Below are 19,091 nucleotides of genomic sequence, written 5' to 3' on the forward strand. Positions count from 1 at the left end.
CTTAACTTTAAGAATATTTTTTGATGATTTCATATAATTGATTTGCATCATTGCTATCATTTAGATTGCTGATATCTTCTCCATTTTTTGATAAACTCATAAGCTGTCTTAATGCGTAAAGATGTTTATGCTTATCTGTAGATGCTAGCACTACAATAAAATGTACTTTTAAGTCATCTTTAAATGGGATACCATCTTCTATTTTTAATAAGCTCATGCCTACTTTATTTACGCCAGCTTCCGGTCCAGCATGAGGAATTGCAATTACATTTCTTAGAACAATATGCTGTACCATCGCTGGATACTGTTTCATCATTTCTTCTACATACTGTTCTGTTATACTTCCACTTTTCAATAGCTGATTCGCTGCTATTTGTATTCCTTGCTGCCAATCTGCTACACTTTTTACTACTGTAATCATTTCTGGTGTCAAAAGGGACGCTAGCGATAAATCCGTTTTTGTCATAGGCTCCTGAGACTCATCTGTCGTAACAATGGAAAAATGTTCTTGTAATGCATTTCGCAAGGATTCTTTATCCTTTATAGAAGCATATTTCTCAATTTTCCCCATTATTTGCTCAATGTTTATGACATTTGAATTTAAATCAAAAATTTCTCTTAATACCCTTTGTCGAAGCTGAACTTTTTCAAAATCTGTTAATATACGATTTATGACAAATTGTTTTGTATTCGTTTGCAATGGTACGGGTGAAAAAATAATATCAACTGGATAATTTAATTGTTGAAATTCCCGAATTGATAAAGCTTGATGAAAATAAAATTCAGGAAATAATTCACGTAACGTACTTTCCATTAGACGTGAGATTGATACACCATTAGGACAAACAACTACTGCTTTCTTCTTCTTCTGAATGGTTTCCCCTGAGCTAATTAAATGTCCTCCAATGAAGATAGTAATGAACATTAATTCATTTTCAGGTATAGAACATCCTATATATTCTTCTACTGGCGTGATGGAATCCTTTACAATAAAATGTATCGTTTCGAATTCCGCACTTACCTTTTCCATCATCGTGTAATTCGTCGTTAGATTATACTTCATTCTGTAATATGCAGGCTTCATATGAAGTACTAGTCTTTCCAGCAATACTGCTTTTTCCTTAAATGAAATACACGCCTTATATTCAAAAGTATGAAGAAATAGTTCTAACGCTTTCGTCAACTCTGGGATTTGATGATCGGATAAAAACTGTGCTGATAGTATTTTCGATGTCAGCAACTGTAAGGTCATAAACAGATGTTCTTCTTTCGGAATTCTCTCAATATCTTTAATTAATATCTCTGCGGCAATATACTCTTTCGTATCGGACAAGGAACGAGAATCAATATGGTAAAAATCTTGAATGACTCTCCCTTTTTGTATCCGCTTTAAAATTACCGCTAAAATATATGGCAAAAGATTTATCCGTTCATCAATGAACTGAAGATGTAGACTACTTTCAACTTCTTCTAGCCGTTTTTTGATAGTTGCTAGATTATCTTTAGATACATTAATAAACTTTTGAATATATACTTCGCCATTATAAATAGATAAGATATTTTCCAATACTTCCACTAATAATTTTCGAACATTCCATTCTTTCCCGTTTAATTCATATCCTTTCATTCTTGAATAATTAATCTCTAGTTCATAAGGTTCTATCATTTGCTGTACATTCTTCATATCCCGGAGGATTGTATTTTTACTAACCCCTAATGCACTAGTAAAATGAAGCAAGGAAAGTTCTTCTTCGCTACTAATAATATACAATAGAATAAATTGAGCTCTTTCTGTTTCAGATGGAATATAATGCTTATCTGCTTGTTCATCTGTCTTTTCAGCGAATAATTCCATAATGACAGGACTAATGATGAACTTTCCACCATTGGTTCTTTTAATAGCTGGATAATTATTTGATTCTAGCCAGTCATTAATTTTCTGAAAACTATAACTGACTTGCCTTCGGGATAGCTGAAATTTTTTCTCTAGCTTAATGTTAGAGGTATCAGGATTACTTAATACTTCCTTCAACAAAATATTACTTCTTTCATCAAGGTACATTATCTATCACCTCTTAACTTGATTTTATTGTAGCATGAATGAAAGTATAATTGTATTCGCTTTCATTTCCATAACTAGTTTGTGAATTGTGTCACAAGCAATTTATCTGCACAAAATTATTGCTAATATTCTTATTGTAAAGTGGAGAAATAGTTGTCAATGTTGAATAATTCTCATTTATTCAACAACTAAGCATATTCCTTATTTTGACTGTGTTTACATACTTTTACCACAAAAACTATCGATAAAATTGACAGCTACTTCTATGACATTTTTTTATTTAATTATTATTTCACAACAATTTCTAAAATTTCACTTATACAAAAAAGAAGCTAAAAACCATATTGCATGGTCATTAGCTTCTTTTTTTGCTATTTCGTATTTATTTCCTTATTTTGTTTTTGCAAGAGAAGATTTAACTTTAGCCACTACATTTTCTACTGTAAATCCATACTCTTGGAATAGTTTATCCGCAGGTGCAGATGCTCCAAAATGATCAATAGTGATATGTTCGCCTTTAGGTCCAATATATTCTCTCCACCCAAGAGAAGAACCTGCTTCAATACCAACGCGTGCTTGAACACTTTCTGGTAATACGCTCTCTTTATACTCAGGTGATTGTTTTTCAAAACGATCCCAGCTTGGCATACTTACAACATTCACAGAAATTCCTTCTTCTGCTAATGCTACTTGAGCTTTCATTGCAAGAGATACTTCTGAACCAGATGCTAAGATTAACGCTTGAGCTGCTTCTTTACCAGTTGAAACTGTATAAGCACCTTTTTTCACGCCTTCATACGCTTCTGTTTTTGTTAAATCTAATGTTGGCAAGTTTTGACGTGTCAATACTAGCGCTGTTGGTGTATCTGTGCTTTCTACAGCAAGTTGCCATGCAGCAGCTGTTTCTTTTGCATCTGCTGGACGAATAATGGATAGACCTGGCATTGCACGTAAGGAAGCAAGTTGTTCAACTGGCTCATGTGTTGGACCATCTTCTCCAACTGCGATACTGTCATGTGTGAATACATAAGTCACAGGTAATTTCATTAATGCTGCTAAGCGGATTGCTGGACGTAAATAATCAGAGAATACGAAGAATGTTGCTCCGAATACTTTCACTCCACCATGCAGTGCTAAGCCGTTTAACGCTGCACCCATTGCGAATTCACGTACACCAAACCAAATATTTCTGCCTGCATAACCGTCGATTGCAAAGTTTTTCTCAGTAGTCATTAATGTTTTATTTGAACCTGCAAGGTCTGCTGAACCACCAAAGAATGCAGGTACAGCACTAGCAATTGCTTGAATGGTTTTACCAGAAGAATCTCTTGTTGCCATTGCATCCCCAGCATTGAATTCAGGTAGTCTTTCTTGTAAATCAGCTGGTAGCTCTCCTTTGATCGCTGTCTCTAGTTGAGTTGCTAATTCTGGATGAGCTGCTTTATAGCTTTCATATAGTTCATTCCAAGCTTGTTCTTTGTCTGCACCCTCTTGCGCTAATGCTGCATAATGCTCGGAAACCTCTGTTGGAACATGGAATGCTTCTTCGTAAGACCAACCATACGTTTGTTTCGCTAATTGTGTTTCTGATGCTCCTAGTGGTGCACCATGTGATGCTGATTTTCCGCCTTTATTTGGTGAACCATATCCAATAACTGTTTTCACTTCGATTAATGTCGGTGCATCTGATTTTTTCGCTTGTGCAATAGCTGCTTGAATTTCTGACAAGTCATTGCCATCCTCTACGCGAATTACTTCCCAACCGTATGCTTCAAAACGTTTTTGAACACTTTCAGAGAAAGATAGATGTAAGTCTCCATCTAGAGAAATATCATTAGAATCATATAATACTACTAATCTGTTTAATTTTAAGTGACCTGCAAGTGATGCTGCTTCTGCCGATACACCTTCCATTAAATCGCCATCGCCACAAATGCTATACGTATAATGGTCAACCACTGGATAATTATCTTTGTTGTATGTGTCTGCCAAATGTCTTTCTGCCATTGCCATCCCAACTGCCATTGCAATTCCTTGTCCTAGTGGACCAGTAGTAGCTTCAACACCTGGTGTATGACCGAACTCTGGATGTCCTGGAGTTTTGCTTCCCCATTGACGGAAGTTCTTTAAGTCATCGATTGTTACGCCATAATTGAATAAGTGTAATAAGCTATAAAGAAGCATAGAACCATGTCCTGCTGATAAAACAAAGCGGTCACGGTTGAACCAATTTGGGTTAGCTGGATTATGATTCATTTCTTTTGCCCATAGTGTATATGCCATAGGAGCTGCGCCCATCGGCATTCCTGGATGACCAGAATTTGATTTTTCGATTGCATCAATTGATAAAGTACGAATCGTATTTACTGCTAATTGTTCAATATTTGTTTTTACTTGATTACTCATTTTCCTCATCCTTTTTTGTATATTTTAATGCTAAACACAAGCAGAATTCTATGCTAACTCATTTAGATAGCAATATCCTTATTTGGTTTAGCTTTATTTAAATTGAATTCCGTCTTTTTGAACGACAAGCTCACCTGTCAAACAATTACTTTTTATCCATCGCAATACTTCATCCGCCAGTTCATTTGCAAGGATTCGATCAATAGCTGTCGGATTTGTTCCCATACAAAGTGCTTCATTAATTTCTGTATATTTCCAATCTACATCAAGCTTGCTGATGACTGAATCTTGAATTACTGCTTTTAAAGCATCGCTGTATATTAAGACACTAGATGTTTTTGTATATGTATAGCTCTTCGTTATTGTCTCACATAATGCGGTAATTTCTTCTTCCTCATAATCAACTGCTAAATAGTTTCCATCCACAGCAAGAGAAATATCCTGCAGCATATTGGTCGACGGGTTCCCTTCTATGGAAAAGCCAAATAATCTCGGTTTGTCATATTTTAGAGATTGAATGGTATCTTGAACCTTTAACACATTCTGCGTAATACTATTAAGGGCTGAATCATACCCCAAAGTCCAATCATTTCCTCGAACATTATTGTAAATAGAAACTGGAACAAATAGTGTACGAATGGCTTCTTTTGTGGCAATAGAAGTTTGCCATAATTCTTTTGCCTCCGCATCACCAATTACTACGGTCATATCCATTGGAGCAAATGCTTGATCCCACTGATAATTTGACGATGCAGCGCTTACCTTTAAGATAGAATGGCTTAAATATGGTGCATCACTAACCTCTTTTAATTCTGTATAAGTGATTTCACTGGTCTCTCTGTCTATTTCGAGTCCAAATAATTGATGCGAAGGAGATACATTCTCATATAAACGATGAAGAATTTGTTTTACTCCCGAAGGCAAATAACCTAAGACAATCACTCCAACCTTCAACACCTTACCCCCTTACTATTTTTGAGCTGTAAGTAACTAATAGCAATAAAAATATACAGAAAAACGCACATGCTATTGGAAGAAAAAGTATTTTTTCATCTTTTCTTCTCTATGATATATTTTTCCAAAACCATTATACCATACAACTTCTCAAGAATAAACCATACCTATTTAGTATAACCTATTAATCGTACGTACAAGTTATAATATGTTTCATTTAATAATTTTGATGTTAATGGGTCCTACTATTAACAATAATATGATTCTAATTCTTTGATTCCATTGATTCTATTTGCATGTCTTCCACCTAGAAATTCTGCACTTAACCACGTATCAACAATTAAGCATGCTAATCCTTCACCAGTAACTCTTTCTCCTAAACAAAGGATATTACTATTATTATGTTCCCTTGTTGCCTTCGCAGAGAACACATCACCGACTACCGCTGCACGTATTCCAGTAATTTTATTGGCCGCAATACTCATGCCAATTCCTGTTCCACAACACAAAATACCTAATTGGTTCTCTCCATTAATAATAGATTGACCAACATTTTTTGCGTAATCTGGAAAATCAACACTTTCCCTACTATGACAACCAAAATCTACTACTTCTATATTAGAGTTTAGTAGATGTGCTTTTACTGCTTCTTTTAGTTGATAACCGCCATGATCACTAGCTATTGCTATTTTCATAAACTTATGCTCATCCTTCCTAGTTAAGATGCTTGTTTATCAGATGTATTCTAACATAAAAGCTAGTATTTGTATTCGGTTTCAGTTAAATTTTATAATTTTTTCACATTTCTAATTACTAGTTCATTCATTAATTCTGGAAAAAGGAAAGAGGAACAGAGCTCCTTCTCCATTCCTCTTTCCTTTTCCAAATGATAAACCCTCGATTAAAAATCAAAATTATCAGGATCTGGCCCAACACGTTGATCCAAGTTTAAAGCATTGATTTTATCCATTTCTTCTTTTGTTAGTTCAAAATCAAAAACATTTCCGTTTTCCATAATGCGATGTCCCTTTACAGATTTTGGAATAGTAACAATTCCATTTTGAAGATCCCAGCGAATGATGACTTGGGCAACTGATTTTTGATATTTCGATGCAATCTCCACTAACTCAGCTTGATCTAATAATTGACCTTGCATTAATGGAGACCATGCCTCCACTTGAATGCCTTTCTCCTGGCAATACGCTATTAATTCTTTTTGTGTAAGTCTTGGATGTAATTCAATTTGATTTATCATTGGCTGTATTTCAGCCTCTTTCATTAATTCCTCTAAATGATGAATTTGAAAATTACTCACACCAATTGTTTTTACTTTTCCTTCTTTATACAATGTTTCTAAAGCTTTCCATGCCTCTTTATACTTTCCTTCTTTTGGCCAATGAATAAGATATAAATCTAAATACTCTAGTCCTAATTTTTCTAGACTTATCTCATATGCCTTTATTGTTTCTTCATAGCCTAAATCTTCTGTCCATACTTTTGAAGTAATAAATAAATCTTCTCTAGCAATTCTTGTTTCTTTCATTCCTTTTTTTAAACCCTCACCAACACCAGCTTCATTCCCATAAATAGTAGCTGTGTCAATGCTACGATAACCATTTTTAATTGCAGAGCTTACAGCGTCTATCAACACTTGACCTTCTTCGACCTTAAATACACCTAGTCCTAACCAAGGCATTTTTACTCCATTTGATAAGTTAACAGTATCTTGTAAGTTTTTCATCGTGATAAAACTCCTTTTTCGAATGTATTTTTTTCTAAAATTAAACTAAAACCTGTAAGGAAGATAGCAGCCATAACCATTACTCCCCCAACCCAAGGAGTATGAATTAATCCAAGCGTATTAGTTACGACTCCTCCTAAATAGGAACCAATTGCTATTCCAGCATTAAATGCTGCAATATTAACCGCAGATGCAACATCTACTGCACTTGGGACATATCGTTCTGCTAGTATAACGACATATACCTGTAATCCCGGTACATTCATAAATGCCAATAATCCCATAAATAAAATGCTTATTAAGCCAATGACCTTAAATGGAAGTGTAAAGGATAGTACGAACAGAATAATTGCTTGAATAATAAACATATAAAATAAAGCTTGAAGCGGATTTTTATTGGATAGCCTACCGCCGACCATGTTACCAATAGCAATGGCAACACCATATAATAATAAAATTCCTGCGACTGTATTTTGATTAAAACCAGTCACTTCATGCAATAGTGGCGAAAGATAAGTGAATACTACAAAGGTACCTCCATATCCTAAAGCAGTAATTAAAAATAGCATTAAAAGACGTCCATTTGTGACTAAACGCAATTGATCCTTTAATGTCACTCGTCCACCCTTAGATAAATTACTTGGGACAAGCACACTATTTGCGATAAATGCGATAATACCAATAATAACTATTGTAATAAATGCTAATCTCCATCCAAAGTGTTGTCCGATAAAGGTTCCAAAGGGAACTCCTGTAACGGTTGCAACAGTTAATCCGGAGAACATAATAGAGATAGCACTTGCTCTTTTTTCTTTTGCTACTAAATCTGCTGCGATTGTTGAACCAATAGACATAAATATTCCGTGTGCAAAAGCAGATATGATTCGTGCAATAAGTAAAATCGTTATATTTGGTGCGATTGCAGCAATACTATTTCCTACAATAAACACAAACATAATCCACAATAATAGTGATTTCCGCGAAATATTTGATGTAATAGCTGTTAAGACTGGTGCTCCTATTGTGACACCTAATGCATAAATAGAAACAGTTAATCCTGCTGTTGTAATACCTACGTGAAAATCTTCTGCAATTAAGGGGAGTAAACCGACACTTATGAATTCCGTTGTCCCGATTGCAAAAGCACTAATAGCCAATGCTATTAAAGCGAGAGTATTCTTTTTTGACTTCACTTTCCTTTTCCTCCTATAAAATATATCGATAACCACTAGTGGTGTTCATTTTTCTAGTCTTGCATTTTAACCGGCAAGTGTTATTATGAATCATATAAGACAAATAGAAAAGTACGTACTTTTTTGTAATGTAGGAACCAAAAAGTGTTATAGGTACTAAAAAGTGCCTATAAAACAGCTGGAGGATTGAGGATGGAAAATAAAAAATACAATATATCTGTTGAAGCAACTTTAGAAGTAATCGGGGGCAAATGGAAATGTGTAATATTATGTCACTTAACACATGGCAAAAAAAGAACGAGTGAACTAAAACGATTAATGCCGAATATTACGCAAAAAATGCTAACACAACAATTAAGAGAATTAGAAGAAGACGGCGTAATTAACCGTATTATCTATCAACAAATTCCCCCAAAGGTAGAATATGAATTAAGTGATTACGGGAGAAGTCTTGAGCCTATATTAAATGCTCTTTGCGCTTGGGGAGACACACATATAACCAAAATTTATGGGGATAAAAGCTTAGTGTTAGAAGATAGTGTGTTAAATCAATAAACCTTTTAAAAAAATCTCCTGCTCCATAAATGTGCAGGAGATTTTTCCACCTTTTTAATGAACTAAATATCGTATTGCTGTTTGCAGCTGGATATCATTTTCATCTTTCAGTTTTTCTTGCCTTACTGATTCCTCCATCTTGGCTGCAGTTTTTTGATCAATAATACCTGTAACCTCTAATGCATTTTTTTCTTGAAATGCCCGAACGGCTACTTCTGTTTGCGGACTATAATAGCCATCCTGTCTATCAGTTGTAAACCCTAAACTTGTCAGAATTTCTTGTGCATATTGGACTTGATCATCGTTATCCTCTTGCTTTAATGAATCTGCAATTTGTAACGGATGAGTATGATACAAATTGGTTTGCTTTACTTCAATAGTAGGCTTTATTCCTTGTTTATGAATCCAATTTCCATCAGGTGTCAACCATTTGGAAACAGTTAATTTAATTTCACTTCCATCATCCATCATGATTGGCTGTTGGACTGTTCCTTTCCCGAATGAATTCTCGCCAATTAGTGGATATTCTGCTCCTTCTTTTAATGCAGCAGCTAAAATTTCTGATGCAGAGGCACTTCCATTATCAATTAACACAACTACTGGATATTCTTTTTTCTTCGATAAATCGGAATAAAACTGTTCACGATCACCATTTCGATTCTCTATTTGAACATAGGGCTTATTGTCTGGTAAAAATTGCTCTACTATCGCGTTAACGCTAGTAAGTAACCCTCCTGGATTACCACGTACATCTAAGATGAGGCCCGAGATTCCATTTTTCTCTAAACTACTCAACGCTTTATCAAACTCACTTGCTGTATCTTTAGAAAAAGACGTAATTTCTATATAACCTATCTTTTCTCCACCATCTTTTTTGATATCCGAATAGACAGTAATTTGAGGAACTTCGTCTCGAACAATCGTCACTTTTAACGGTTTATCCACCGTTTTTCGTTTAATCTCTAGTTCCACCTTTGTTCCCTTTTCCCCTCTAATCTTACCAATGACATCATTTAAATCCTTTCCTTCAACGCTTTCCCCATCCACGGAAATAATTTGATCTTGTGGTTTGATGCCTGCTTTCTCTGCTGGAGAACCTTTAATCGGCGAAACAATGATCATTTTATCTTCTTCTATACTTATTTCCGCTCCGATTCCTTCAAACGAAGAATCCAATGCCTGTTCAAATTGCTTTGCCGCCTCTTGATCCATATAGACAGAATATGGGTCCTCCAATGTAGCCAGCATCCCTCTAATTGCTCCATCTTCTAATTTCTGCTTGTCTACATTTTCCACATAGTTTTGAAGAATTAACTGGTAAGCTTTATCTAGTTTATAAAGAGAATTCGTCTCCATTGTATGATCAGTTGATTGCTCCTCCTGTCTTTTTTCTAAAACGGTTATTCCCATATATGTCATTCCTGACCCCGCTAGTAAGGAGCCTGCCATATAAACAGCCAGCCATTTTCGATTCATTTCAACCGTCCCTTCTTCCACATGCGATTGTATTAATAGGTACTTTTTCCATGTATATGAGGAATAGGGACAACTTATGATTGAATGAATCCACCTTTTATCTATTGGACACGAACCTAATACAGGTAACTACATAGAATATAAAGTATTTTATGGGGAGGGGAAAGAATGTTTTATCATATTAAAGAATTAGCTTACCAAGCAAAACCCGAAAGACCAGATCCAGTATTTGCTAAAAAAATACAGGAATTAATCGGTGGCCAATTCGGGGAAATGTCCGTAATGAATCAATACTTATTCCAAGCTTGGGGTACTAGAAAACATGATAAATATCGTGATTTATTATTAGATACTGGAACAGAGGAAATTGGGCATATTGAATTATTGGCAACAATGGTTGCAAGATTACTAGATGACGCACCAGTTACAGAACTTGAAACAGCAGCAGCTAGCAATCCTGCAATGGCTGCCATTATTGGTGGAATGAACCCACAGCATGCCATTGTCTCAGGACTTGGCGCAATGCCAAAAGATAGTATGGGAGTTCCTTGGAATGCAGGATATGTTGCTGCAAGCGGCAATTTACTAGCTGATATGCGTGCAAATTTAAATGCAGAATCACAAGGGCGACTTCAAGCAGTTCGCTTATATGAACAAACGGATGATAGAGGAATTAAGGATATGCTGTCATTTTTAATTGCCCGTGACACGATGCATCAAAACCAATGGCTTGCTGCTATTTATGAACTGGAACAACAAGAAGGTGTAGTTGTACCAAGTACGTTCCCTAAGCATTTAGAAAAAACAGATGTATCCTATCTATTCCTTAATCATTCGATGGGAGATGAAAGCAGCAAAGGAAGATGGGCATCTGGGCCGAGCATGGACGGCATGGGAACTTTCCAATATGTAAAAGATGTTCCACCATTTGGTCCAGCTCCAAGATTGAAACCAGCTCCTCCTGCCGTGCATGCTACCCCCCCTAATGTTCAATAAGTGCTTATGAAAAAAAACGATGCTTTCGCACCGTTTTTTTTCATTCTACCCCTCTTACCTGCAATACTCGCATTGCATTTAAAACAGCAAGTAGAGTAACACCAACATCGGAGAAAACAGCTTCCCACATAGTCGCAATCCCAAAGGCTCCTAGCAGTAAAAAGAGTACTTTTATGCCTAAGGCGAAAATAATATTCTGCCACACAATTCGTCTTGTGCGCTTTGCAATAGATAGAGCCGTTGCTATCTTAGAAGGTTCATCTGTCATAATTACAATATCAGCTGCCTCAATTGCTGCATCTGCACCTAATCCGCCCATGGCCATTCCAACATCCGCTCTTGCTAAAACAGGCGTATCATTAATCCCATCTCCAACAAAGAGAATTTTTTCTTTTGCCTGTTTTTGTTCATCAAGCTTCTCGATTTCCTCTACTTTATGCTGGGGCAATAGTTCTGCATGCACTTCATCTATTTGCAGGAGAGAACCAATCTTATCGCCAACCTTTTTAGCATCACCTGTTAACATTACTGTTTTCTTAATACCTTGTTCTTTTAAAAGCTGAATCGCTTTCTGTGCATCCTCTTTTATTTGATCAGAAATAACGATAGAACCGATAAACTCTTGATTAACCGCTACATAAATAACGGTGCCATTCTCTTCGTTTTGTACGTATTCTATCTGTTCTTTTACCATCAGTTTTTGATTCCCTGCCAACACATTTCTACCATCAAGCTTTACACGAATTCCATGACCAGTTATTTCCTGATACTCCATAATACGTTCTTCTACTATTTTCCCAGGAAATGCCTTTCTAATGGAGTCCGCAATAGGATGATTAGAATGTGCTTCTGCATAAGCAGCATATCCAAGAACTTCCTCTTCTGAAAATCCAGGAACAGCATGGATAGAATCCACTTCAAATACTCCTTTTGTCAACGTGCCTGTTTTATCAAAAACAACATATTTAACAGCATTTAAGGCTTCTAAATAATTGCTTCCTTTTACTAATATCCCTTTTTTTGAGGCTGCTCCTATCCCACCAAAGAAGCCTAAAGGAATGGAAACAACAAGGGCACATGGACAAGAAATAACAAGGAATACAAGGGCACGATATAGCCAATCGGAGAATGTTGCACCACTAATTATTAATGGTGGCAAGATAGCTAATAAAGCAGCTGTAATTACTACTACTGGTGTATAGTATCTTGCAAATTTAGTAATAAAATTTTCAGTAGGAGCTTTTTTGCTACTTGCATTTTGGACAAGCTCTAATATCTTTGTTACCGTTGAATCTCCAAAATCCTTTGTTACTTCTATCGTTAATACACCATGATTATTAATAAATCCACTGAGTACTTCATTGCCAATTTCGATGTCACGAGGAATGGATTCTCCTGTTAATGCGGATGTATCAACAGAGGAGCTTCCTTCTATTACCCGCCCATCCAGAGGGATTTTTTCTCCAGGTTTGACAAAAATAATATCCCCTATTTCCACTTGCTCAGGACTTATTTTTTTATATTGGCCTCCATCCTTTACATTTGCATAGTCAGGGCGAATATCCATTAAACTTGTGATCGACTTTCTCGAACGATTCACTGCTATTCCTTGAAACAGCTCCCCGATTTGATAGAAGAGCATAACCGCTACTCCTTCAGGATATTCTTGAATCGCAAATGCTCCCAGTGTAGCGATTGCCATAAGAAAATGCTCATCAAATACTTGCCCGCGTAAAATATTTTTTATGGCTCTATATAGAATATCTCCCCCTACAATTAAATAAGCCAAAAAGAAAAGAACAAATTCCATAATCCCAGTCAAAGGAGCTATAAGTCCAACAGCTGCTACAATCGTTCCAACTGCTAATCTACCAATTAGTTTCTTTGTATTTTCCGCTCCATGGTCATGAGTATGACTATGTGTTTCATCATCGTGTTCGTGGTGATGTCCATGTGCATGATGATGGGGAGTGGAGTTTTTCATTCTTTTCCCCTTTTCCACCATTTTCACATGTGGTTCCAGTCTTGTTATGGTTTTTTCTGCTTTTGCTAAAATATTATCTCGTTCGTTTTCATTTAACTGTAGACTTAACGTTTGTGTTGCAAAATTAACATTACATTCACGAACGCCACTAATGGAGGCAATTCCATTTTCAATTTTCATTGCGCAATTAGCACAATCCAAGCCTTCTAATGTAAATTCTTTTTTAAGTAACTTTTTCTCTTCCTCCATCTAATCCCTACTTTCTTATTATTCATCTATTAATCAATGGGTTTACACTCTCATATTCAATATATGAACAAATACTCATATATACATATTATATGAACAGGATGATAAAAGTGTCAATCCATAATCTGTTTTTTCACTAAAAAAAACAGTTATCAAAGGATAACGGGTTCCGTTTTGGGAGAGAAAAATGCTAATAACAATGTAAATAACATACTTATTAGTATTGGATTTAACAACTAATTATCAATATAAATGGCAAGCAAAAACGCTCAGAATTCTATTCTGAGCGTTTTTTGACGTGTAATTTACTATCTTTATTCAATTAATGTTACCCGTTACTTTAATATTAAAGATTACTTGTCATAGGCTTTATACCAATGATATGGTTGTATTTCCTTTAATGTTTTATAATCCAGTTTACCATCTGGGTTAGTAATAGCCGCTTTTACATTTTCTCCCCAGTAAAAAAGTCTTTCTTGACATACGCCACAAGGAGTTAAAACTGTAAATTCAGCGTTTTCATCTTCTCTTACAACACAAATAGTATGTGTGACCTTTGAATTAAGTTTATGTGCTTCAAGAATTGCACCTGTTTCAATACATAATTCAGTTGAAGCATTGATAACGTCTGGCGATACGCTCGTTAAGATTTGACCATCCTCTGTACACATCGCTGCGGCACCACCCCAACCAGAAGGGTATCTTTTTTTTATCAAATCTATTGCTACTTGATAAAGTTTTTGTTCAATGTTCATTTTCTTATTCTCCTTAATTTTTGATACTTAAACACAATTAAGTTTTTTGCACTAAATGCTTCTTAAGTTAAAGAACTATCCTTCACAAACACTATAATAATTTTAACATAAATTTTCCATTTACCTTCAAAAAAATAGGTTCGCTAATTTATAGCGAACTATCTCAAATAAATTATATCTTTTAAATCAAATTTTTTATCAGTAATGCCTAATCTTTGTGCAGGGGTCCGCTTTTCGCCATCAAGGTCTTTAGTAGCTTCACAAAAGTTAAAAAAGGTACGCAGTATGGTCAAAGCATACTGTGCATACTTTGGATTGAAATTTGCGTAGATATAGCTTTTTCCATCACCTCTTGCCGTCACAAGCGGTCTTTCTAAAATGGACAATCTTCTGCGAATTTGTTGCATAAAATTATTAGTCGCATAGTCACTAACATTTAAAACGATGTTTGCGATTTCCTCTGGTTCCAAAGAAGATAAATCCGTTTTACAATCAACATAAAAGAACCCTTTATCTCTTGTCGGTATCGGATGTTCGATAGGGGTCTCTGCCCACTTGTGATAGACTTGAGAACCAATCATCACTTCTTCGTGGAACTGTTTATGGTTAAACTCATCAATTAGATACAAATACGCCAGTTGCCAAATAGAACGTGTATCGTGCATCATTGCATTGCCCCACTGCAACAAGTCCGCTCTTCCTTCTTTAAACTCTTGATTACATTGTTTCAATGATTTTTCTCTATCAACCATACAAATAAAGTGATGTGCTTCAGTCAAGCGTATTTCTTTTGTAAACACACGAGAAAAAGCGGTCATCAACGAATTATCTTTATCGGTAACAAAACGCCATTCTGAAGCCCTTATCATTTGTTTAATTAACCATAGGTGGGCAAAAGTTGTATAGGTGGAATTGACGTGCAACCCATCAATATAATTTTCCCTTCGTTCAAACTCTTGCAACGCTTGTTTATACTCCCATTCTGTTTGTGTATCATTATTTGATGGTGGCTGTGGATAAAAGGATTGTTTCCTAAATCTTCCGTGTTTTCGGCTAAACTCATTTAAGTGGTCTTCTTTTAATAAAACAGTGTCAAGTTTGATGTCATTAATATCAATATTCCAATCATAAGCAACATCCGAACGAAATACATATTTCGAATGAACATCTGCGGTCACAACAATTTGTGTTGGAAATTGTGAATCTTCGACATCATCAAATCCTTTACCGCCTTGACCTTTCTTTCGGACATTATTAAGATTGTAAGTCATTTTATCCGTATTCAGCCACATCACAGGGAATTCCATTCTTTCGAATGCTGATTTTTCGTGTCGTTCTAAAAACTCCAAACAGCGACGATAAACCCACTCTAATTTGTGATAGTAGGTACTGACACCGATGTCCAACTTTTCGCAGGTCCTGGTCACTGGTGTCTTGTTCAATAAATCCAAAACAAAGGATGGAAGGATGTCATTTCGCTTTTGATGATAAGTAGTTGATTGCTTTCTTGAAGGCATTAGACTTGTTTTCTTTTTACAGGTTTTACATTGCCACACTTGGGCGTTTGTTTTGCTCTTTCCTTGTTTATAGAATAAATGACTTTCTTCGAATGGCGTGGTTCCTTCCTGAATACATCCTTCTTTGTGAAACTGATAATTTGGTTCCACATCCTTGATGGATTCAACTTGTACTAAGCGTTTAATTTCTTCTGCGACAGACCAGTTAGATACAGGGGAGGTGGTACATCCCCAAGTCATCCCCTTAATAGTCCCGATTGGGTCATCATTACAAATGATAGCCTGATTTTCACCTTTACCTCTTCCGCTAAGTCGATAACGACTCGGATTTCCCTTTATGCTTGTGAATTTCTCTTGAGAAAGACCGTGCCATTTACAATATGGATTGCCGCAAAAGTTATACTGGATTTTGTGTTCCGTTCCATTCAATAAAAATAATACTGGACGATACAAAAGTTCATTGTACCTTTTAGAAAATTTGCTTGGGTCTAATAAATCATATTGTTTTACTCGGTCAGCCACTTCTGAGGTGGTAACTGGTGTTTGAACTTTTACTATTTCTTCATCCTTTTCAGCTAATCGTTTCAGTCGAGCCAACCGTTAAACCTCCAATTCTTCTAACCCAAGTTGTTTAAGCAATCGCTTATTATTTCGCTTTTTCATTACCCAATCAACAAAGTCTTTGTCAGTGAGAATGTTCTTTAAAAACTCATCCACAACCTCGCTTTCGGTATATTCGCTATACTCCGTAAACGCAGTAACAATACTCCTTGTTTGTTCTGAAATAACCCAATTAACCCTCTCTGAGTTAAGGTTTTTGGGCTTTATATAATTGAATTTCTGCATTGAATTATCTCATTTCCTTTCAAATAAATATCCAACAGTTTCGTATATGATTTAGCAATCACTTTAGCATAACAATTTTCAATTGGACAACAACCATTGTCCAATTGAAAATTAATGTGTTAATAGTATAGTTATTTCCAATATTGATTTGCTCTAAACGTTGATATAACAATAAAAAAGGCAGACCTAATCGCTATGCGAATTGGTCTGCCAATTGATACTCTAACTATAATGTTTCTCTCCCTTATCGGAACCCGTTAATCAAAGGATAACTGTTTCTTTTTAATGCGCTGTTAATACTATTTTTTACCTCTTAATGATGTCTTGCATGATCAATCATTTGTTTTAATACGCTCATTACATGTTCGTCATCACAAGAATAAATCATTGTTGTTCCTTCTCGCTTATACTTGACTAAACGCAAATTTTTTAAAAATCGAAGTTGATGAGAAACAGTCGATTGAAGCATGTTCAGACTTTCGGCAATTTCATTCACGGAATGCTGTTTTCTGGACAATAAATGAAGGATTTTTATCCTTGTTGGGTCAGAAAGTGCTTTAAACGTTTGAGAAACAATAAATAGTGTCTCTTCATCCAATTCATGCTTGTTTGTATCAAGTGGATCCATTGATTCCTTTTTATCATTCAATTCGCTCATCTATATTCTTACCCCTTTATTATTACAAGCCTTTCCAACTATTATAGCATACAAATTATCGCTTTCTGTAGCAACTCGATTCCCCTTAAAATCTCCATTATTCTCACTTAAAGAAATAATGGCGCCCATTTTCATAAAATGAACGCCACCAACACGGGTTTAGGAGAAAAAGGGAATTGATAATGAAAGATTTTAAATATCATTTCACGTTTAGTTCTCCTTTTTTCGGATAAACTATTACTATCATAATCTATTAGAAAGGAACAATACCAATTGGATTAATAGCATTTGATTTTGCTTGATTCCAAGGTCCTTTATGCAATTCGAAATGCAAATGCTGCCCAGTAGAATCACCAGTGTTACCCATTGTTCCGATACGCTGTCCTTTTGAAACAACATCACCAGCGTTTACAAGACGGCTACCATCTCTCATATGAGCATAAACTGTTGTATATTGCTGTCCGTCAATGTAATGACTAATAAAAATAACTTGTCCATAACTACTTGAAAGATAAGATCTAATGACAACACCATCTGCAGCGGCATAAATTGGCACAGCTCCAGTTGCTGCAATATCAACACCTGCATGGAAAGTACCCCAACGTTGTCCAAGACCTGAAGATACATAGCCTGCTCCTGCTGGGCGAGTGAAATTGCCTGATGATACAGAAGTAGATGGCTTAGAAACACTTTGGGAAGTATTTCCGCTTGATGAGCTAGTTGAAGTTGCTGTTTTCGAACTAGATGATTTAGAGCTTGAAGCTTTTTGTGCTGCAGCTCTTTCAGCAGCAGCCTTTGCTTCCTCTGCTTTTCGTTGTTTTTCTGCTTCCGCCGCTTGTCTTGCTAACTCGGCTTGTCTTTCATTTTCTAATTGTATTGCTTTTTCCATCGCTACCTTTTGATCCTTAAGTAGCTGTTCTTCCTCTTCTAAAGAAAGCATTTCTGCATGTACATTTTTTTCTTCTTTCTTCAGTTGTGCCATTAGTTTATCTTTTTCTTTTTTCTCTGAATTCAACTGAGAATTTAACGATTCTAAATCAGCAAGCATCGTTTCAAGAGAGCTTAATTTTGACTTTAGCTCTGCTTGAGATTGTTCCAATAATTTTTTATCCGCTTCTTGCTCTTTAATTATCGTTTGATCCGCTTCGACGATTGTTGCCACAGCACCAACTCTATCAATAAAATCACTGAAGCTTTGTGACCCCATTAAAACATCCAGGTAATTAACCATACCACCTGTTTGCTGATAAGATCTTGCTCTCTCCTTCAATAATTCATTTCGCTTTTCTATTCTTGCAGTTACTTCTTTAATTTGCTTTTCTAATTTTTTTACTTCTGTTTTCGTAGTGGAAATTTGTTCTTTTTTCTCTGTAATTTTTACCTGTGTACTAGAAATAGAAGTATTTATTCTTTGAAGCTCTGTTTCTACTGATTCTTGTTCTGAATGAATATCACTCAATTTATTACTAGAATCATTTAGTTTTGATTTTACGTCGCTTTGTTTATTCTCAATATCACTTTTTTCCTTATTCAACTCACTAAGAGATGTTTCGGCATATGCAGTTGATGTAGTAGAGGCTGTATAAGCTACGATACTGCTTATACTTAATGCAGATATAAGTGTTATTTTTGCTACTTTCTTTTTCATCTAGTAGAAGCTCCTTCCCCGTATACCAATAAGCAAACTTGGTAAATTTGT

Annotated in this window: 15 protein-coding genes; 2 read left to right on the forward strand and 13 right to left on the reverse strand. The window is 35.7% G+C overall.

The window, feature by feature from the left end; all coding sequences use genetic code 11:
- Positions 1 to 7: 7 nt before the first annotated feature.
- From NYE52_RS17900 to NYE52_RS17925, 6 genes are all read right to left on the reverse strand, one after another.
- Entirely contained in the window at positions 8 to 2,062 is a 2,055-nt protein-coding gene (locus NYE52_RS17900) for a BglG family transcription antiterminator (RefSeq protein WP_341194297.1), read from the reverse strand.
- Between the two features lie 390 nt (positions 2,063 to 2,452).
- Entirely contained in the window at positions 2,453 to 4,468 is a 2,016-nt protein-coding gene (tkt, locus tag NYE52_RS17905) for a transketolase (protein ID WP_341194298.1), read from the reverse strand.
- A 93-nt stretch (positions 4,469 to 4,561) separates the two neighbouring features.
- On the reverse strand, positions 4,562 to 5,425 hold the full coding sequence (locus NYE52_RS17910; protein ID WP_341194299.1) for a 6-phosphofructokinase: 864 nt from the start codon (positions 5,423 to 5,425) through the stop codon (positions 4,562 to 4,564).
- 245 nt (positions 5,426 to 5,670) lie between these two features.
- Positions 5,671 to 6,117, reverse strand: coding sequence for a ribose 5-phosphate isomerase B (rpiB, locus tag NYE52_RS17915; protein ID WP_341194300.1), 447 nt, complete (start codon positions 6,115 to 6,117; stop codon positions 5,671 to 5,673).
- 206 nt (positions 6,118 to 6,323) lie between these two features.
- Positions 6,324 to 7,163: an aldo/keto reductase gene (locus tag NYE52_RS17920; protein WP_341194301.1), complete on the reverse strand. Its 840-nt coding sequence runs from the start codon at positions 7,161 to 7,163 to the stop codon at positions 6,324 to 6,326.
- Positions 7,160 to 8,356, reverse strand: coding sequence for an MFS transporter (locus tag NYE52_RS17925; protein WP_341194302.1), 1,197 nt, complete (start codon positions 8,354 to 8,356; stop codon positions 7,160 to 7,162). Before NYE52_RS17925 ends, NYE52_RS17920 begins: the two co-directional genes overlap by 4 nt.
- Before the next feature lie 192 nt (positions 8,357 to 8,548).
- Between NYE52_RS17925 and NYE52_RS17930 the strand changes: the two genes are divergently transcribed.
- Positions 8,549 to 8,911 (forward strand): winged helix-turn-helix transcriptional regulator, encoded by a 363-nt coding sequence (locus NYE52_RS17930; RefSeq protein WP_341194303.1) that lies wholly within the window; start codon positions 8,549 to 8,551, stop codon positions 8,909 to 8,911.
- Between the two features lie 54 nt (positions 8,912 to 8,965).
- Here the strand turns inward: NYE52_RS17930 and NYE52_RS17935 are convergent, their stop codons facing one another.
- On the reverse strand, positions 8,966 to 10,387 hold the full coding sequence (locus tag NYE52_RS17935; protein WP_341194304.1) for a S41 family peptidase: 1,422 nt from the start codon (positions 10,385 to 10,387) through the stop codon (positions 8,966 to 8,968).
- Between the two features lie 168 nt (positions 10,388 to 10,555).
- On the opposite strand from NYE52_RS17935, the gene NYE52_RS17940 reads away from it, so the two are divergent.
- Positions 10,556 to 11,383 (forward strand): manganese catalase family protein, encoded by an 828-nt coding sequence (locus NYE52_RS17940; RefSeq protein ID WP_341194305.1) that lies wholly within the window; start codon positions 10,556 to 10,558, stop codon positions 11,381 to 11,383.
- Positions 11,384 to 11,423: 40 nt separating this feature from the next.
- Here the strand turns inward: NYE52_RS17940 and NYE52_RS17945 are convergent, their stop codons facing one another.
- From NYE52_RS17945 to NYE52_RS17970, 6 genes are all read right to left on the reverse strand, one after another.
- Positions 11,424 to 13,616 carry a heavy metal translocating P-type ATPase gene (locus NYE52_RS17945; protein WP_341194306.1) on the reverse strand — a complete coding sequence of 731 codons (2,193 nt, stop codon included), beginning with the start codon at positions 13,614 to 13,616 and terminating at the stop codon, positions 11,424 to 11,426.
- 353 nt (positions 13,617 to 13,969) lie between these two features.
- Complete coding sequence (locus tag NYE52_RS17950; protein ID WP_341194307.1) at positions 13,970 to 14,371, reverse strand: cytidine deaminase; 402 nt, start codon at positions 14,369 to 14,371, stop codon at positions 13,970 to 13,972.
- A gap of 158 nt (positions 14,372 to 14,529) precedes the next feature.
- On the reverse strand, positions 14,530 to 16,485 hold the full coding sequence (locus tag NYE52_RS17955) for an insertion element protein (RefSeq protein WP_341194308.1): 1,956 nt from the start codon (positions 16,483 to 16,485) through the stop codon (positions 14,530 to 14,532).
- A gap of 3 nt (positions 16,486 to 16,488) precedes the next feature.
- Positions 16,489 to 16,734 carry a hypothetical protein gene (locus NYE52_RS17960; protein ID WP_341194309.1) on the reverse strand — a complete coding sequence of 82 codons (246 nt, stop codon included), beginning with the start codon at positions 16,732 to 16,734 and terminating at the stop codon, positions 16,489 to 16,491.
- 313 nt (positions 16,735 to 17,047) lie between these two features.
- Positions 17,048 to 17,392, reverse strand: a complete 345-nt coding sequence (locus NYE52_RS17965) for an ArsR/SmtB family transcription factor (protein ID WP_341194310.1) — start codon at positions 17,390 to 17,392, stop codon at positions 17,048 to 17,050.
- Between the two features lie 253 nt (positions 17,393 to 17,645).
- Positions 17,646 to 19,040, reverse strand: a complete 1,395-nt coding sequence (locus NYE52_RS17970; RefSeq protein ID WP_341194311.1) for a murein hydrolase activator EnvC family protein — start codon at positions 19,038 to 19,040, stop codon at positions 17,646 to 17,648.
- Between the last annotated feature and the right edge of the window lie 51 nt (positions 19,041 to 19,091).

It is taken from the genome of Niallia sp. FSL W8-0635 (assembly GCF_038007965.1).
In the GTDB taxonomy this organism is placed as follows: Bacteria; Bacillota; Bacilli; order Bacillales; family Cytobacillaceae; genus Niallia.

Coding starts and splice junctions, on each gene's coding strand:
- NYE52_RS17920 (WP_341194301.1), bottom strand. CDS start 7,163: ATGAAAAACTTACAAGATACTGTTAACTTATCAAATGGAGTAAAAATG.
- NYE52_RS17945 (WP_341194306.1), bottom strand. CDS start 13,616: ATGGAGGAAGAGAAAAAGTTACTTAAAAAAGAATTTACATTAGAAGGC.
- NYE52_RS17970 (WP_341194311.1), bottom strand. CDS start 19,040: ATGAAAAAGAAAGTAGCAAAAATAACACTTATATCTGCATTAAGTATA.
- NYE52_RS17900 (WP_341194297.1), bottom strand. CDS start 2,062: ATGTACCTTGATGAAAGAAGTAATATTTTGTTGAAGGAAGTATTAAGT.
- NYE52_RS17935 (WP_341194304.1), bottom strand. CDS start 10,387: ATGAATCGAAAATGGCTGGCTGTTTATATGGCAGGCTCCTTACTAGCG.
- tkt (WP_341194298.1), bottom strand. CDS start 4,468: ATGAGTAATCAAGTAAAAACAAATATTGAACAATTAGCAGTAAATACG.
- NYE52_RS17930 (WP_341194303.1), top strand. CDS start 8,549: ATGGAAAATAAAAAATACAATATATCTGTTGAAGCAACTTTAGAAGTA.
- NYE52_RS17940 (WP_341194305.1), top strand. CDS start 10,556: ATGTTTTATCATATTAAAGAATTAGCTTACCAAGCAAAACCCGAAAGA.
- NYE52_RS17960 (WP_341194309.1), bottom strand. CDS start 16,734: ATGCAGAAATTCAATTATATAAAGCCCAAAAACCTTAACTCAGAGAGG.
- NYE52_RS17950 (WP_341194307.1), bottom strand. CDS start 14,371: ATGAACATTGAACAAAAACTTTATCAAGTAGCAATAGATTTGATAAAA.
- NYE52_RS17965 (WP_341194310.1), bottom strand. CDS start 17,392: ATGAGCGAATTGAATGATAAAAAGGAATCAATGGATCCACTTGATACA.
- rpiB (WP_341194300.1), bottom strand. CDS start 6,117: ATGAAAATAGCAATAGCTAGTGATCATGGCGGTTATCAACTAAAAGAA.